Raw genomic sequence first — 12,828 nt, 5'->3', positions numbered from 1 at the left:
CAGGCTCAGGCTCAGGCTCAGGCTCAGGCTCAGGCTCAGGCTCAGGCTCAGGCTCAGGCTCAGGCTCAGGCTCAGGCTCAGGCTCAGAAACCGTCACTTCGGGCGCGGGGTCAACCGGGGCCGGTTCAGGGTCCACAGCCTCCGGCATCGCGGCAGCAGCCGCGGCGGGGGCCTCTTCCATGATCTCGTCCAGGGCAACGGCATCTTCTTCACCACCATCGCTGACAATCGCCTCCAGCCCTTCGTCGATCTTCGACGAGGACTTGAACAAACGGTCTTTGAGCTTCTTGAAAAATGCCAAGGGGGGTCTCCGTTCCGGTTTCCCCTGATCTATAGGCTCACCTGCCGGGATGGAAGGGCGGCCCGCGCAATTGACATGCCCGCGCGCGCGTTTCACCAAGGGTCCATGATACGCCGGCTGATCCTGATCCTTGCCCTCACGGTCCAACCCGCACTGGCCGATGCGCCGGGGCGGATGTGTTCTTCGGGCAAATGGGGCCATGTGGAATGCATCCGGCCCGCGCATTTCGTCTATGACACCTGCAACGCCATCCGCAGCTTTGCCGACCGCCACGGGCTGAACCGCGACTTCTTTGCCCGGCTGATCTGGCAGGAAAGCCGGTTCGATCCGAATGCCCTGTCCCATGCGGACGCGCGTGGCATCGCGCAGTTCATCCCCTCCACCGCAGCGCTGCGGGGCCTGAAGGACCCATTCAACCCCGCCGAGGCGCTGGAGCATTCGGCGCAATACCTGGCCGAAATGGTCGCGCGCTATGGCAATGAGGGGCTGGCCGCCATCGGCTACAACGGCGGCGAAAGGCGCGCCGAAGGGTTCCTGCAGGGCGGCGAACTGGCCCCGGAGACGGTGAATTACGTGCCCATCATCACCGGATTGACCGCCGAGGACTGGCGCGACACCCCGCCAAAGCGCCATGACATGCGCCTGTCAAAGACCGCTGCCTTTCTGCCTGCCTGCTATGAGATGGCCCGCAACCGCCGAATCACCGCGCTGGCCCGGCCCGAACCGCGCGTGAAACCCTGGGGCGTGCAGGTCGCCTTTGCCACCTCGAAAAAGCTGGCCCGCGCCCGGGTGATCGAACGCACCAGCACCTGCCGCGCGGCGGTACAGGGCGAAAAGACCGATCTGATCTACAAGAAGAACCGCGTCTCCGGCAAAAAGGGCTATTACTTTGCTCAGTTCGGGCGCAACACTCAGGCGGGCGCGCGCAAACTGTGCGACACCCTGCGCCGCCAGCGCTGCATCTGTCTGGTGGTGCAGAACTGAGCCGGGCGGAATTTTCGAAAATTCCGGCCCGATCTTTTCGAAAAGATCGGCGCCCGCCTATTTCCGCCGCAGGTAGGCGTAGGAGGCATAGCCCCGGACATCGCGGGCTTCCGCCAGTGTCACCGCGCACCACCGGGTCGGGCCGGTGGATTCGCAGCGCCCCACATCCACCTCGGTCCCGTTCGGCATCCCCAGAAGCTCGACAAAGCCGGTGCCGGGGCCTGCCCGCAGTTTGAGCATATCGCCCTCTTCAACGCCAAACACCTCATAGCGGCCCGGCGATATGCCCGCCGAGGGTTGCGCGCAGCCGCTGACAATTGCGCTGCTCAACAGCACGGCTCCGATCCATCCTCGCATGACATTCTCCTTTGGCGGTTTCGCCCCCCTTTTGGCAGCGCTTTGCCGCGAAGAAAACCGGCATCGCACAGGCGGCGGCAGATTTTCACCGCCGCCCGCCGGATCAGTTCGGCAGCGCGGCGGGAACCGGAATTTTCGAAAATTCCGACCCGATCTTTTCGAAAAGATCGCTGTGCTGCCTCAGATCTCGTCGGGGAAATGCTTCATCACCATCCGGATCGGATTCGGCGCCGCCTGCCCCAGTCCGCAGATCGAGGCATCGACCATCGCGGTGCTCAGCTCTTCCAGCAGGCCGGTATCCCAGCGGTCTGCCTGCATCAGCTTGACCGCCTTTTCGCAGCCGACCCGGCAGGGCGTGCACTGGCCACAGCTTTCATCCTCGAAGAACCGCAGCATGTTCAGCGCCGCCGCCCGGGCGCTGTCGGCCTCCGAGAGCACCACCACCGCAGCCGACCCGATGAAGGAGCCATGCGGTTGCAGCGTGTCGAAATCCAGCGGGATGTCGTCCATCGAGGCGGGCAGCAGCCCCGAGGACGGCCCGCCCGGCTGATAGGCCTTGAACGCATGGCCCTCTGCCATGCCGCCCGCGGCCACGATGATATCGGTGATGGTGGAACCCGCGGGCAGCAGATACATCCCCGGCTTTGCCACACGGCCCGAGACCGAATAGCTGCGCAGCCCCTTGCGGCCGTTCTTTTCGGTGCCTGACAGCACCTCCGGCCCTTCGCGGCACACCTTTGCGACCCAGTGCAAGGTCTCGATGTTATGCACCAATGTGGGCCGGTCAAAGATGCCCACCTGCGCCACATAGGGCGGACGGTGGCGCGGGATGCCGCGCTTGCCCTCGATGCTTTCGATCATCGCCGATTCCTCGCCGCAGATATAGGCTCCGGCCCCGCGCCGCAGGTCGATATAGCCCGCCTCGACGATGCCCGCCGCCTCCAGCGCCGCAATCTCGCGCGCAAGGATTTCCAGCACCGCCGGATATTCGTCGCGCATGTAGAGGAACACTTTTTCCGCCTCGACCGCCCAGGCGGCAATCAGCATGCCCTCCAGAAACAGATGCGGCGTGCGTTCCAGATACCAGCGGTCCTTGAAGGTGCCCGGCTCGCCCTCGTCCCCGTTGACCGCCATGTAACGCGGCCCGGCATTGCCGCGCACGAAGCCCCATTTCCTGCCCGAGGGGAAACCGGCGCCGCCAAGGCCGCGCAGCCCGCTGTCCAGCACCTTTTGCTGGACCGCTTCCCAGTCGCCGTTCAGGCGCAGGGCCGCAAGCGTCTCGTAACCGCCAGCCGCCGCATAGGCCGCATAATCCTCATAGGCCGGCACATGGGCATGGGTGTCACCCGCCGCGATGGCCGCCTGCACCTTTTCCGGGGTGGCGTGGTCGATGTGGTTATGGCCGATCTCCAGCACCGGCGCGGTATCGCAGCGGCCCATGCAGGGCGCGCGCAAGACGCGGACCTGAGCCGGGTCCAGCCCCTCCTCCAGCGCGGATTTCAGGGCCTGGGCGCCCGCCAGCTCGCAGGACAGGCTGTCGCAGACGCGGATGGTCAGCGCGGGCGGCGGGGTTTCCCCTTCTTTCACAACGTCGAAATGCGCATAAAAGGTCGCAACTTCATAGACTTCGGCCATCGACAGGCGCATTTCCTCGGCCAGCGCCCGCAGATGCGCAGCCGACAGATGGCCAAAGCTGTCCTGGATCAGATGCAGGAATTCGATCAGCAGGTCCCGGTTGCGGGGCCGGTCGCCCAAAAGCGCGCGCACCTCGTCCCAGGGCCCGTCCTGCAACTGCCGCCCCTTGGTGTGGTGCCGGCCCTTGCCCTTGCCCGATTTCCAGACGCCTTTTTCCGGCCCCTTGCCCTTGGTGTCCTTGTGATCGTCCAGCGCCATGTCACGTCCCCTTGTGCCCTGCCCCCGAGGGGTTGCGCCGACCCTAGCAAAACACGCCACCGCCCCACGATCAAAAAGCGACGATTTCACCGCAGTTTGCGCGGGGCAATTCCGAAATCCCTGTCTTTGCGTGGCCGCATTTCGCCTATAAGAAACTCCCGACCCTGAACGGAGCCGCGACACGATGCCTTGGTTTGTCTTTGCCAGCCTGCTGCCTGCGGGGCTTTTGGCCCTGGCCTGCCTGCTGGGCGGCATCTGGCCACTGCTGGCGGTGCTCTCGATCACGGTCTTTGTCTTTTTCATGGACAAGCTGCCGCGCCGGGCCCAGGTCAGCGATGCGACGGGGCGCGCGCTTTGCCTGACCCTGGCAGTGGTGCATTTCCCGCTGCTGGCGCTGGGGGTCCGGGCGCTGGCGGCAGGCCAACAGCTCGACCTGACCGACAAGCTGCTGATCTTTGCCGGGCTGGGGCTGTTCTTTGGCCAGGTTTCCAATTCCAACGCGCATGAGCTGATCCACGCGGGCCGCCGGTTGCCCCGGCGCATCGGTGTGGCGATCTATGTCTCGCTTCTGCATGGGCATCACGTTTCGGCGCATCTGCGGGTCCACCATGTGCATGCCGCCACCGATGCGGACCCCAATTCGGCCCCCATGGGGATGGGGTTCTGGCGCTATTGCGGCCATGTGCTGCGCGGTGAATTCACCGCAGGGCTGCGCGCCGAGACGGCACATCGCGCCCGCGCGGCAACATCCCCCCCGGCATGGAGCCACCCCTACTTCGGCTATCTGGCCGGTGCGGCGGCCGCACTGCTCTGTGCCTTCCTGCTGGCCGGGTTCCGCGGTCTTGTCGTCTATGTCGGGATTGCCGCCTATGCCCAGTGGCAGCTGCTGCTGTCGGATTACGTGCAGCACTACGGGCTGCGCCGCCGGGTGCTGGAGACGGGCAAACCCGAACCGGTCGGCCCGCAGCACAGCTGGAACGCGCCCAAGTGGTATTCCAGCGCGATGATGCTGAACGCGCCGCGCCATTCGGACCACCACATGCGCCCCGCCCGCGCCTTTCCGGCGCTTGAGGTCACCCCCGAAACCATGCCGGTCCTGCCCCACAGCCTGCCGGTGATGGCGGTGGTGGCACTGGTGCCGCCACTCTGGCACCGCCTCATGGACCGGCGCGCGGCGCGCTGGCAGGATGTCGCGTGACCCGCGATGACCACTGGCAGCGGCGGCGGCTTTCTGGCACTCTGACCCCATGAAACACATCGCCCTGACCCTGTCGCTCCTGCTTGCCCTGCCCGCCCTGCCTGCCGCCGCGCAGGACCTGATGACAGCAGAGGAATTCGACGCCTACACCCGGGGCAAGACGCTCTTTTACGGGCGCAACGGCAGCGCCTATGGCGCGGAAGCCTACCACGGGAACCGCCGTGTCGAATGGTCCTTTCTCGACGGGGAATGCCGCGCGGGGGAATGGTATCAGGACGGCGAGCTGATCTGTTTCGTCTATGAAGACAACCCCGATCCGCAATGCTGGAGCTTCTCGCGCGGCACCGGCGGGCTGATCGCACGGTTCGAGAACGATCCGCAGACCACCGAACTTTATGAAGCCCGGGATGTGGGCGAGGAAATGCTCTGCCTCGGCCCCAAGGTCGGCGTGTGAAACCGCTGCTGGCAGCGCTGCTGCTCTGCGCGGGCATGGCGCAGGCGGAACCGCTGGACACCGCAGAGGCCTTTCAGGCCTATGTCGGCGGCAAGACCATCTATTTCGATCGGGGCGACGGGCGCGGCGTGACCGCTGCCGAAAGCTATCTGGAGGACCGGCAGGTGCGCTGGTCCGAACGGGGCGGCACCTGTATCGAAGGGCAATGGTATGCCGAGGGCGGGCTGATCTGCTTTACCTACGAAAACAACCCCGACCCGCAATGCTGGGCGGTGGAGCGGACCGCAACCGGGCTGGTGGCGGTGCTGCGCAACGGCGGCTTCCCGACCCGGATTTTCGAAGGTGATCCGGGCAATGATCCCTTTGAATGCCTGGGGCCAAAGGTCGGCGTCTGAACCAGCGCTTCAGAACAGCGAACCTTGTTCGGGCGGTTTGCCCGTCTTGCGCGACGCAGGTTTGGCGCTGCCGGCCCCTACCGTGATCCGGCCATCGGCGAATTCGATCTCAAGACTTGTGGCCTTTCCTGCCGCCGCCTTGCCGGTCACCACCGCGCCATCGCCGCGCACCACCGCATAGCCGCGCGCCAGTGTCGCCTTGTAGCTCAGGGTCTCGCGCAGCCGGTCCAGCGCGTCGATCCGTTGCCGCCAGCCGCGGGTCTGGCGCTGACCCGCATCCGACAGGCGCGCAACCAGCGCGGCAAAGGCATCGGCCTTGCGCGCGCGGTCCTGCGCCAATGCGGCAGGGCGGAACCCCCGTGCCCGGCTTTCAAACCGGTCACGCCGCGCCGCAACGCCGCGCGCCAGCGCCGGGGCAAGCCGCGCCGCGATTTCCCCCAGCCGCCGCCGGTCCTGCGCCAGGCGCTGGCGCAGGGTCGCTGGCCGCAGGGAGCCGGAGACATCCGCCAGCCGCACCCGCCGCCGCTGCACCCCGGCGATCAGCGCCGGTTCCAGCTTCTCGCCCGCGCGGTCCAGCCGCTGGCGCGGCCCGTCCAGCAGCGTTTCGGCACGGGGCAAGGCACGCGCCATGTCGCGCAGCCGCTGGTCACGGCGGCTCAGCCCCTGGCTGAGCAGCACCCGCATCCGCGCCTCCTGACTGTCGAGCCAGGCCGCCAGTTCGTGCCGCACCGGCACCGCCAGTTCCGCCGCCGCCGTCGGCGTGGGCGCGCGGCGGTCCGAGACATAGTCGATCAGCGTCGTATCCGTCTCATGCCCCACCGCCGAAATCAGCGGAATCTGCGAGGCCGCCGCCGCCCGCGCCACGATTTCCTCGTTGAACCCCCAGAGATCCTCGACCGAGCCGCCGCCCCGCGCGACAATCAGCAGGTCGGGGCGCGGCAGGGCGCCGCCGGGGGTCAGCGCGTTGAAGCCTTCGATGGCGCGGGCCACTTCGGGTGCGCATTTCGCGCCCTGCACCGCCACCGGCCAGATCAGCACCTTGCGCGGAAACCGGTCACGCAGACGGTGCAGGATGTCGCGGATCACCGCGCCGGAGGGCGAGGTAACCACGCCGATCACATCCGGCAGATAGGGCAAGGGCCGCTTGCGCGATGCCTCGAAGAGCCCCTCCGCCGCCAGCGCCTTCTTGCGCTTTTCCAGCAGGGCCATCAGCGCGCCCATGCCGGCAGGTTTGATATCCTCGATCACGATCTGATATTTCGACTGCCCGCCGAAAGTGGTGATGCGCCCCGTGGCGACCACCTCCATCCCCTCTTCGGGCTGGGTGTCCAGCCGCGCCGACACGCCTTTCCAGATCACCCCGGAGATGACGGATTTGTCGTCCTTGAGGTCCAGATAGATATGCCCCGACCGGGGCCTGCTGACCCGGCCCACTTCGCCGCGAATCCGCACATGGCCGAATTCGCCCTCGATCACCCGCTTGATCGCACCGGACAGTTCGGTGACAGAGAATTCCGGGCTGTTCTGCCCCTCGCGGGGATCGTCGATCAGGTCCATGTCCTGTCCTTGTGTCTTGGGCAGGTGCAGAATAGAACGCGGGCAGACAAAGGCCAAGGGAGTGCAGCCCCATGAATATCCTCATTTTGGGCAGTGGCGGACGCGAACACAGCCTCGCCTGGGCGACGTTACAGAACCCCAAGTGTGACAAGCTGATCGTGGCGCCGGGCAATGCGGGCATCGCGATGATCGCGGATTGCGCGGATCTGGACATCATGGATGGCGGCGCGGTCACGGTGTTCTGCGACGAGAACAACATCGACTTCGTCATCGTCGGGCCGGAGGCGCCTCTGGCCGCCGGTGTCGCGGATGATCTGCGCGGCGCGGGCTATCCGGTCTTTGGCCCTTCGGCAGCGGCAGCAGCCCTTGAGGCCTCCAAGGCCTTTACCAAGGAAATCTGCGATGCCGCCGGCGCGCCCACGGCGGCCTATGGCCATTTCACCGATGCCGATGCCGCCCGCGCCCATGTGCGGCAGCACGGCGCGCCCATCGTGATCAAGGCCGATGGCCTGGCGGCTGGCAAAGGCGTGATCATCGCCATGACCGACGAAGAGGCACTGGCAGCGGTCGACACGATGTTCGACGGCACCTTTGGCGATGCGGGCACCGAAGTGGTGATCGAAGAGTTCATGGAGGGCGAGGAAGCCTCCTTCTTCGTGCTCTGCGACGGCGACACCGTGCTGCCCATCGGCACCGCACAGGACCACAAGCGCGTGGGCGACGGCGACACCGGGCCGAACACCGGCGGCATGGGGGCCTATTCCCCCGCCCCGGTGCTGACCGATGAAATCGCGGAACGTGCCATGGCCGAGATCATCCGCCCCTGCATGGCCGAGATGGTCCGCCGGGGCACCCCCTATCAGGGGGTGCTCTATGCCGGGCTGATGATCAAGGACGGCGCCCCGCGTCTGGTGGAATACAACGTGCGCTTTGGCGACCCGGAATGCCAGGTGCTGATGATGCGGCTGGGCGCGCAGGCCTTTGACCTGATGCATGCCACCGCCCAGGGCCGCCTGTCGGAGGCCCGCGTGAACTGGGCCGAGGATCACGCGGTCACTGTTGTGATGGCCGCAAACGGCTATCCCGGGGACTACGAAAAGGGCAGCGTGATCAAGGGGTTGGAAAGCCTGCCCGAGGACAGCGCCAATATGGCCTTCCATGCCGGCACAGCCCGCAAGGACGGGCAGTTCCTCGCCGCCGGTGGCCGCGTGCTGAACATCACCGCGCGCGGTGCCTCGCTGGCCGAGGCACAGGCCCGGGCCTATGCGATGGTGGACCAGATCGACTGGCCCGAAGGATTCTGCCGCCGGGACATCGGCTGGCGCGCCCTGTGAGCCAGCTGCCCGCCCTGGACGTGACCGGCGACGCCGGTCAGGACAGCGGCGCGTCCTGGCAGGCCACCGGCAGGTCGGTGATCCGGGTGACCTCCTGAACCGACCCGCGCAGGGATTGCATGACCAGAGTGCCGTTGCGGTCGTGCGGATACCAGCAATGGCTGATATGTTCCTGATCTTCATAGCGGAAACAGACCTGGTCCTGGGTCAGGGTGACATGACCATAGGTGCAGCTGCCGTCGCGCCGGGCCCAGACGGTCTGATGGCGCGACAGGAATTCCTCGACCCCGACAAGTCGGCCATCCAGCATGCTTTCAAAGGTCAGGGTGCGGCCGACGGCGCGGTCCATGAATTGCTCTGGCGTGATCCGGGTCTGGGCCAGCCCCGCCGTTGTGCCAAGTATCAGCATTATGACAGCGCAGCGCAGCATTTCAGCAGGCCAAGGCCCTGGTGAAATCCGCAGGACCCCGGTGCGGCCCCGCATCGCGCGCGGTCAGCGCGCCACCGGCGAGGCGAAGTGCGACGATTCGCTGCCAGTCCGCATCCGCGACAATGATCTCGGGCGCGCCGCCGCAGCGCCTGATCCCGCCTGCAATCCCGGTGTCGCCGATCCGGTGATTGGTAAAGCCTGCGCGGCGCGCGATCTGCCGCAGCCTGCCATCCTCGAACCGCCAGATCCGCAGGACTTTCGCCAGATGCGGCCGGTCGATATAGGCGATCTCCGTCAGCCCGTCGCCATCCAGATCCGCCACCCCGACCGGTGCCAGCCATCGGAACCGCTGACCGATATAGGGTGTCGCGGCGACCAGCCCGGCGCCATTGTAGACCGCAAGCCGCGCGCCCAGGTCGCGGTGGCTTTCCACCACGACCACCTCCTGCTGCCCGTCCCCGTCCAGATCGGCAAGCCTTGGGGCCACATCCTCAAACACGCGCTCGGGCGGCAGGGTCAGAATATGGGGGCTGGGGTGACCGGCGTATTGGATCACCAGCGCGCCATGCTCCACCGCGTCCCCCAGGACGCCATGCGGATAGCGGGTGGTCGGCGCATCATAGCGCGCCTGGTCGATCGGCCCCTGCGGCAGATCCTGCGCGGCAAGGGCGGCACCGGCCCCCCCCGCCATCATGACGCAAAGCGCCAGCCGCCCGCTGCGCAACTGCGCGTGCCATTCCCGGAACGACAGACGCAGCGCGCGTCTGGCAGCTGTATCTTCAAGTATCTTGAAGACACAGCCCCCGATCATCAGATCTGCTTTTCCGGCATCTGCACCCGCAGGCCGTCCAGCGCATCGGTCACCTTCAGCTGGCAGGTCAGCCGGGACCGCTCCGCATCGGGCTCATAGGCAAAGTCCAGCATGTCCTCTTCCATGTCGTCCTTTGGCGGCAGTTTCTCGATCCAGGCCGGATCCACGTAGACGTGGCAGGTCGAACAGGCGCAGGCACCGCCGCAATCGGCCTCGATCCCCGGAATATTGTTGTCGCGGGCGCCTTCCATCACGGTCATCCCGTTGGCGACCTCTACGACATGTTCTTTGCCACCATGTTCCACGTAGGTAATCTTGGCCATTCCTGGTCCCTTCCTGAGAAATCCTTTCATGGGTTTTAGCGGTGTGGCAATTTCTCTGCCACCCCCATTTCGCTGCTGATCAACAGCAAAACCATCACCGGTGTTCAGCATGAACCGACATGGCTGCGCAAGCCAATCGACAGGATTGCTGTCCTCGCTTCCGAATCCGAACCATCGCGCAGATCGTAGCGAAGGGCGGGAGAGAGACCTTTCCGCTTTCCCAAGCGCGGAATCAAGGCCGCAGGCCGCCGCGCATCGCCGGGCCGTCCCCTGGCACGGCGATTTGGCTGCTGTTATGCCACATCGTCATGTAGGATGTGCTTGGCTGCCATTAAGTGCCAGTCACTGAGGTCGGATCGCCGAACCACGGCCCGTCGATGCGTGGCTTGACGTTTCGTTGCGAACGGCAACAAAGTCCACTCAGCCGCCATTCGTCAACTTGTCGATGAAGGTCCGCTCTCAGCATGACTATGCCGACTGGGCGTGTCGATCCTGGCTGACTGGCTGTGTTGAAAGCCCCGGATCATGGCTGTCGGTTTGCGTGATCACCCCTATTTCGCCGCAGTGTCGCGGTGGCCGGGGAAACTGACCCCGATGGGCCGGCTGCGCTAGGCAAGGGACGCGAGACCCTCTAGAGTGATCAGCAAATTCCAGACCCAAAGGTATTGGGCCATGTCACAGGCGATTTTCCCACCGGCGCGCGTATTGCGCCTTTGCTTTCCTCTCTTGCTCAGTCTCGGGGTCGCTGCCTGCGATCTTGCGGCACCGGCAGCGGATGCGCCTCCGGAACCCGGCGTGGTGGAGGCCACGCGAAACGGGCCCGAGGGCGCGCCGCCGGGCAGTTGCTGGGGCCGCACGGTCAGCCCGGCGGTCTTTGAAACCGTGACAGAGCAGGTCCAGGTCGAACCCGCCAGGATGAACCCCGACGGCAGCGTGGCCAAACCGCCGGTATACCGGTCGGAAACCCATCAGGAGATGGTGGTGGCCCGGCGCGACAATTGGTTTGAAACCCCCTGCCCCGAGGTCCTGACCCCCGAATTCGTGGCCTCCCTGCAACGCGCGCTGTCGGCCCGCGGGCTTTACACCCAGCAGATCACCGGCACCCTGGACGATGCCACCCGCGCGGCGGTGCAGCGCTATCAAAAGCCCACGGGGCCGGACAGCGGTGTGCTCTCGCTCGAAACCGCGCGTGGCCTGGGGCTGATCGCGGTGGCGCGCGACCCCGCCTAAAGCAGACAAGCCGAATCGCCGGCAAAGACCCTGCGGGTTTCCCGCAGGGCCCTTTTGGCCTGGGTCATATGAACGAGGCCTCCCCGGGGCCGGCCCTTGCAACAGATGATGTCCTTGAGAACCCGCATCGGGCGCGGATCCTGCACCCGGGTTTATGCAGGTATTTGCCTGCATGTATTGACAGGCAGGCAAATGCCTGCATATATGACCTCCATCGCTCAAGGAGAGTCGCATGGATGACGACAAGGTGTTCAAGGCGCTGGCCGATCCGAACCGCAGGCAGTTGCTTGACCGGCTTTGCGACCAGAATGGCCAGACACTCGGGCAGCTCTGCACCACCATGGACATGAAACGCCAATCCGTGACCCAGCATCTCGGCCTTCTTGAGCAGGCCAATCTGATCAGCACCGCCCGTCGCGGGCGCGAGAAACTGCATTTCATCAACCCGGTCCCGCTCTACGAGGTTTACGCGCGCTGGATCCGGAAATTCGAGGAAGGCCGTCTGGGCCTTCTCCACGACCTCAAACAGGAACTTGAAAGGAACGGGAAATGACCGATAAATCCGCCAGCTTCATCTATGTGACCTTTATCCGCACAACGCCTGAAAAGCTGTTCGAGGCGATCACAAGGCCCGAGGTCTGCCGCCGCTACTGGGGCCACGAGAATGTCTCGGAGGACTGGCAGCCCGGGTCCGACTGGCAGCACGTCAAGGTCGGGGAAACCCGCAGCGTCGAGCTGGTCGGCAAGGTCATCGAATGCGACCCGCCAAAGCGCCTTGTCGTCAGTTGGGCCAACGAAAGCCAGAAGGACGATCCCGACCAGTACAGCCGGGTCACCTATGACATCGAAGGCAAGGGCGACATGGTCAAACTGACCGTCTCGCATGACGAATTGCAGCCCGGCAGCGGCATGTTGAAAGGCATCAGCGCGGGCTGGCCGATTGTCCTGTCCAGCATGAAATCCTTCCTCGAAACCGGTCAGGGCCTGGACATCTGACCGCATCCGGACACTTCAGAACAAAGGAAAAGAAGATGAACGCACAAACCTATCACGGAAGCTGCCATTGCGGCGCGGTGGCATATGAGGTGACATTGGCACTGGATCACCTGGTGACCTGCAATTGTTCCATCTGCCGCCGCCAGGGCACGATACTCGGCTTTGCCCCGGTGGAAAACTTCACCTTGCTGAACGGGGCGGAGAACCTGAGCGACTACCAGTTCGCCTCCGGCAACATCCATCATGAATTCTGCAAGACCTGCGGGGTGAAGTCATTCAGCAGGGGTGTGGGCGCGGATGGTGTCGAAATGCGCGCCATCAACGTGCGTTGCCTCGACGGGGTGGATATCGACAGCCTGTCGCCGCAGAAATACGATGGCGCAAGCCTGTAGGGGTGACAGGGCCCGGCGCCTGCTGGTGATCACGAAACCCGGCACTCAGACGGAGCAGGTCAGATGGCGGCATTGCGGACAAAGCCGCCGTGCCATTGGCGCGGTGCATACCCCCAAGCGCCTCCGCCCGGCGTCAGCCGGGCATCGCCCGACCTCCCCCCGGAGGGCGATTT

General features: G+C 65.3%; 15 protein-coding genes and 1 pseudogene. 9 read left to right on the top strand and 7 right to left on the bottom strand.

Annotation, left to right across the window (positions count from 1 at the left end; genetic code table 11):
• Window positions 1-301, bottom strand: a pseudogene (locus PVW51_RS23895) (signal recognition particle-docking protein FtsY); the annotation flags it as partial.
• 105 nt (window positions 302-406) lie between these two features.
• Here PVW51_RS23895 and PVW51_RS23890 point away from each other — a divergent pair.
• On the top strand, window positions 407-1,285 hold the full coding sequence (locus tag PVW51_RS23890) for a lytic transglycosylase domain-containing protein (RefSeq protein WP_274578175.1): 879 nt from the start codon (window positions 407-409) through the stop codon (window positions 1,283-1,285).
• Between the two features lie 57 nt (window positions 1,286-1,342).
• Here PVW51_RS23890 and PVW51_RS23885 read toward each other — a convergent pair whose 3' ends face one another.
• Both PVW51_RS23885 and PVW51_RS23880 read right to left on the bottom strand, forming a co-directional pair.
• On the bottom strand, window positions 1,343-1,642 hold the full coding sequence (locus tag PVW51_RS23885; RefSeq protein ID WP_269363814.1) for an SH3 domain-containing protein: 300 nt from the start codon (window positions 1,640-1,642) through the stop codon (window positions 1,343-1,345).
• 180 nt (window positions 1,643-1,822) lie between these two features.
• Window positions 1,823-3,535: an NAD(P)H-dependent oxidoreductase subunit E gene (locus PVW51_RS23880; protein ID WP_274578174.1), complete on the bottom strand. Its 1,713-nt coding sequence runs from the start codon at window positions 3,533-3,535 to the stop codon at window positions 1,823-1,825.
• Between the two features lie 184 nt (window positions 3,536-3,719).
• Here PVW51_RS23880 and PVW51_RS23875 point away from each other — a divergent pair, with 184 nt between their 5' ends.
• Genes PVW51_RS23875 through PVW51_RS23865 form a run of 3 tightly spaced genes read left to right on the top strand, consistent with a single transcriptional unit; the run spans window position 3,720 to window position 5,582 of the window.
• Window positions 3,720-4,733 carry an alkane 1-monooxygenase gene (locus PVW51_RS23875; protein WP_274578173.1) on the top strand — a complete coding sequence of 338 codons (1,014 nt, stop codon included), beginning with the start codon at window positions 3,720-3,722 and terminating at the stop codon, window positions 4,731-4,733.
• Window positions 4,734-4,782: 49 nt separating this feature from the next.
• On the top strand, window positions 4,783-5,187 hold the full coding sequence (locus PVW51_RS23870; protein WP_274578172.1) for a hypothetical protein: 405 nt from the start codon (window positions 4,783-4,785) through the stop codon (window positions 5,185-5,187).
• Window positions 5,184-5,582, top strand: coding sequence for a hypothetical protein (locus tag PVW51_RS23865; RefSeq protein WP_274578170.1), 399 nt, complete (start codon window positions 5,184-5,186; stop codon window positions 5,580-5,582). The genes PVW51_RS23870 and PVW51_RS23865 overlap by 4 nt, the downstream gene beginning before the upstream one ends.
• A 9-nt stretch (window positions 5,583-5,591) precedes the next feature.
• Here the strand turns inward: PVW51_RS23865 and xseA are convergent, their stop codons facing one another.
• Window positions 5,592-7,139 carry an exodeoxyribonuclease VII large subunit gene (gene xseA / locus PVW51_RS23860; protein WP_274578169.1) on the bottom strand — a complete coding sequence of 516 codons (1,548 nt, stop codon included), beginning with the start codon at window positions 7,137-7,139 and terminating at the stop codon, window positions 5,592-5,594.
• A gap of 71 nt (window positions 7,140-7,210) precedes the next feature.
• Between xseA and purD the strand changes: the two genes are divergently transcribed.
• Window positions 7,211-8,473 carry a phosphoribosylamine--glycine ligase gene (purD, locus tag PVW51_RS23855; RefSeq protein ID WP_274578168.1) on the top strand — a complete coding sequence of 421 codons (1,263 nt, stop codon included), beginning with the start codon at window positions 7,211-7,213 and terminating at the stop codon, window positions 8,471-8,473.
• 37 nt (window positions 8,474-8,510) lie between these two features.
• Here purD and PVW51_RS23850 read toward each other — a convergent pair whose 3' ends face one another.
• From PVW51_RS23850 to PVW51_RS23840, 3 genes are read right to left on the bottom strand one after another with little or no spacing between them, the layout of a single operon-like run.
• A complete protein-coding gene (locus tag PVW51_RS23850) occupies window positions 8,511-8,882 on the bottom strand; it encodes a hypothetical protein (RefSeq protein ID WP_274578165.1) in 372 nt (123 codons plus the stop codon).
• Between the two features lie 22 nt (window positions 8,883-8,904).
• Window positions 8,905-9,714, bottom strand: a complete 810-nt coding sequence (locus PVW51_RS23845) for an FG-GAP repeat domain-containing protein (protein WP_274578163.1) — start codon at window positions 9,712-9,714, stop codon at window positions 8,905-8,907.
• Window positions 9,714-10,037: a 2Fe-2S iron-sulfur cluster-binding protein gene (locus PVW51_RS23840; RefSeq protein ID WP_269363829.1), complete on the bottom strand. Its 324-nt coding sequence runs from the start codon at window positions 10,035-10,037 to the stop codon at window positions 9,714-9,716. The genes PVW51_RS23845 and PVW51_RS23840 overlap by 1 nt, the downstream gene beginning before the upstream one ends.
• A gap of 672 nt (window positions 10,038-10,709) precedes the next feature.
• Here PVW51_RS23840 and PVW51_RS23835 point away from each other — a divergent pair.
• The 4 genes from PVW51_RS23835 to PVW51_RS23820 all read left to right on the top strand — a co-directional run bounded on the left by PVW51_RS23835 (window position 10,710) and on the right by PVW51_RS23820 (window position 12,655).
• On the top strand, window positions 10,710-11,267 hold the full coding sequence (locus PVW51_RS23835; protein ID WP_269363831.1) for a peptidoglycan-binding domain-containing protein: 558 nt from the start codon (window positions 10,710-10,712) through the stop codon (window positions 11,265-11,267).
• Window positions 11,268-11,499: 232 nt separating this feature from the next.
• A complete protein-coding gene (locus tag PVW51_RS23830; RefSeq protein WP_274578162.1) occupies window positions 11,500-11,820 on the top strand; it encodes an ArsR/SmtB family transcription factor in 321 nt (106 codons plus the stop codon).
• Window positions 11,817-12,263, top strand: coding sequence for an SRPBCC family protein (locus PVW51_RS23825; RefSeq protein WP_269363834.1), 447 nt, complete (start codon window positions 11,817-11,819; stop codon window positions 12,261-12,263). The genes PVW51_RS23830 and PVW51_RS23825 overlap by 4 nt, the downstream gene beginning before the upstream one ends.
• A 35-nt stretch (window positions 12,264-12,298) precedes the next feature.
• Complete coding sequence (locus PVW51_RS23820) at window positions 12,299-12,655, top strand: GFA family protein (protein WP_274578161.1); 357 nt, start codon at window positions 12,299-12,301, stop codon at window positions 12,653-12,655.
• The last annotated feature ends 173 nt before the right edge of the window (window positions 12,656-12,828 follow it).

The sequence above is a fragment of the Sulfitobacter sp. PR48 genome (assembly GCF_028807335.1).
In the GTDB taxonomy this organism is placed as follows: Bacteria; Pseudomonadota; Alphaproteobacteria; order Rhodobacterales; family Rhodobacteraceae; genus Sulfitobacter.
This window is presented reverse-complemented; position numbering and strand designations above follow the sequence as displayed.

What these genes read in the sequence shown, in the direction of transcription:
- PVW51_RS23890 (WP_274578175.1), top strand. Translation starts at nt 407, where the DNA reads ATGATACGCCGGCTGATCCTGATCCTTGCCCTCACGGTCCAACCCGCA.
- PVW51_RS23885 (WP_269363814.1), bottom strand. Translation starts at nt 1,642, where the DNA reads ATGCGAGGATGGATCGGAGCCGTGCTGTTGAGCAGCGCAATTGTCAGC.
- PVW51_RS23880 (WP_274578174.1), bottom strand. Translation starts at nt 3,535, where the DNA reads ATGGCGCTGGACGATCACAAGGACACCAAGGGCAAGGGGCCGGAAAAA.
- PVW51_RS23875 (WP_274578173.1), top strand. Translation starts at nt 3,720, where the DNA reads ATGCCTTGGTTTGTCTTTGCCAGCCTGCTGCCTGCGGGGCTTTTGGCC.
- PVW51_RS23870 (WP_274578172.1), top strand. Translation starts at nt 4,783, where the DNA reads ATGAAACACATCGCCCTGACCCTGTCGCTCCTGCTTGCCCTGCCCGCC.
- xseA (WP_274578169.1), bottom strand. Translation starts at nt 7,139, where the DNA reads ATGGACCTGATCGACGATCCCCGCGAGGGGCAGAACAGCCCGGAATTC.
- purD (WP_274578168.1), top strand. Translation starts at nt 7,211, where the DNA reads ATGAATATCCTCATTTTGGGCAGTGGCGGACGCGAACACAGCCTCGCC.
- PVW51_RS23850 (WP_274578165.1), bottom strand. Translation starts at nt 8,882, where the DNA reads ATGCTGATACTTGGCACAACGGCGGGGCTGGCCCAGACCCGGATCACG.
- PVW51_RS23845 (WP_274578163.1), bottom strand. Translation starts at nt 9,714, where the DNA reads ATGATCGGGGGCTGTGTCTTCAAGATACTTGAAGATACAGCTGCCAGA.
- PVW51_RS23840 (WP_269363829.1), bottom strand. Translation starts at nt 10,037, where the DNA reads ATGGCCAAGATTACCTACGTGGAACATGGTGGCAAAGAACATGTCGTA.
- PVW51_RS23835 (WP_269363831.1), top strand. Translation starts at nt 10,710, where the DNA reads ATGTCACAGGCGATTTTCCCACCGGCGCGCGTATTGCGCCTTTGCTTT.
- PVW51_RS23830 (WP_274578162.1), top strand. Translation starts at nt 11,500, where the DNA reads ATGGATGACGACAAGGTGTTCAAGGCGCTGGCCGATCCGAACCGCAGG.
- PVW51_RS23825 (WP_269363834.1), top strand. Translation starts at nt 11,817, where the DNA reads ATGACCGATAAATCCGCCAGCTTCATCTATGTGACCTTTATCCGCACA.
- PVW51_RS23820 (WP_274578161.1), top strand. Translation starts at nt 12,299, where the DNA reads ATGAACGCACAAACCTATCACGGAAGCTGCCATTGCGGCGCGGTGGCA.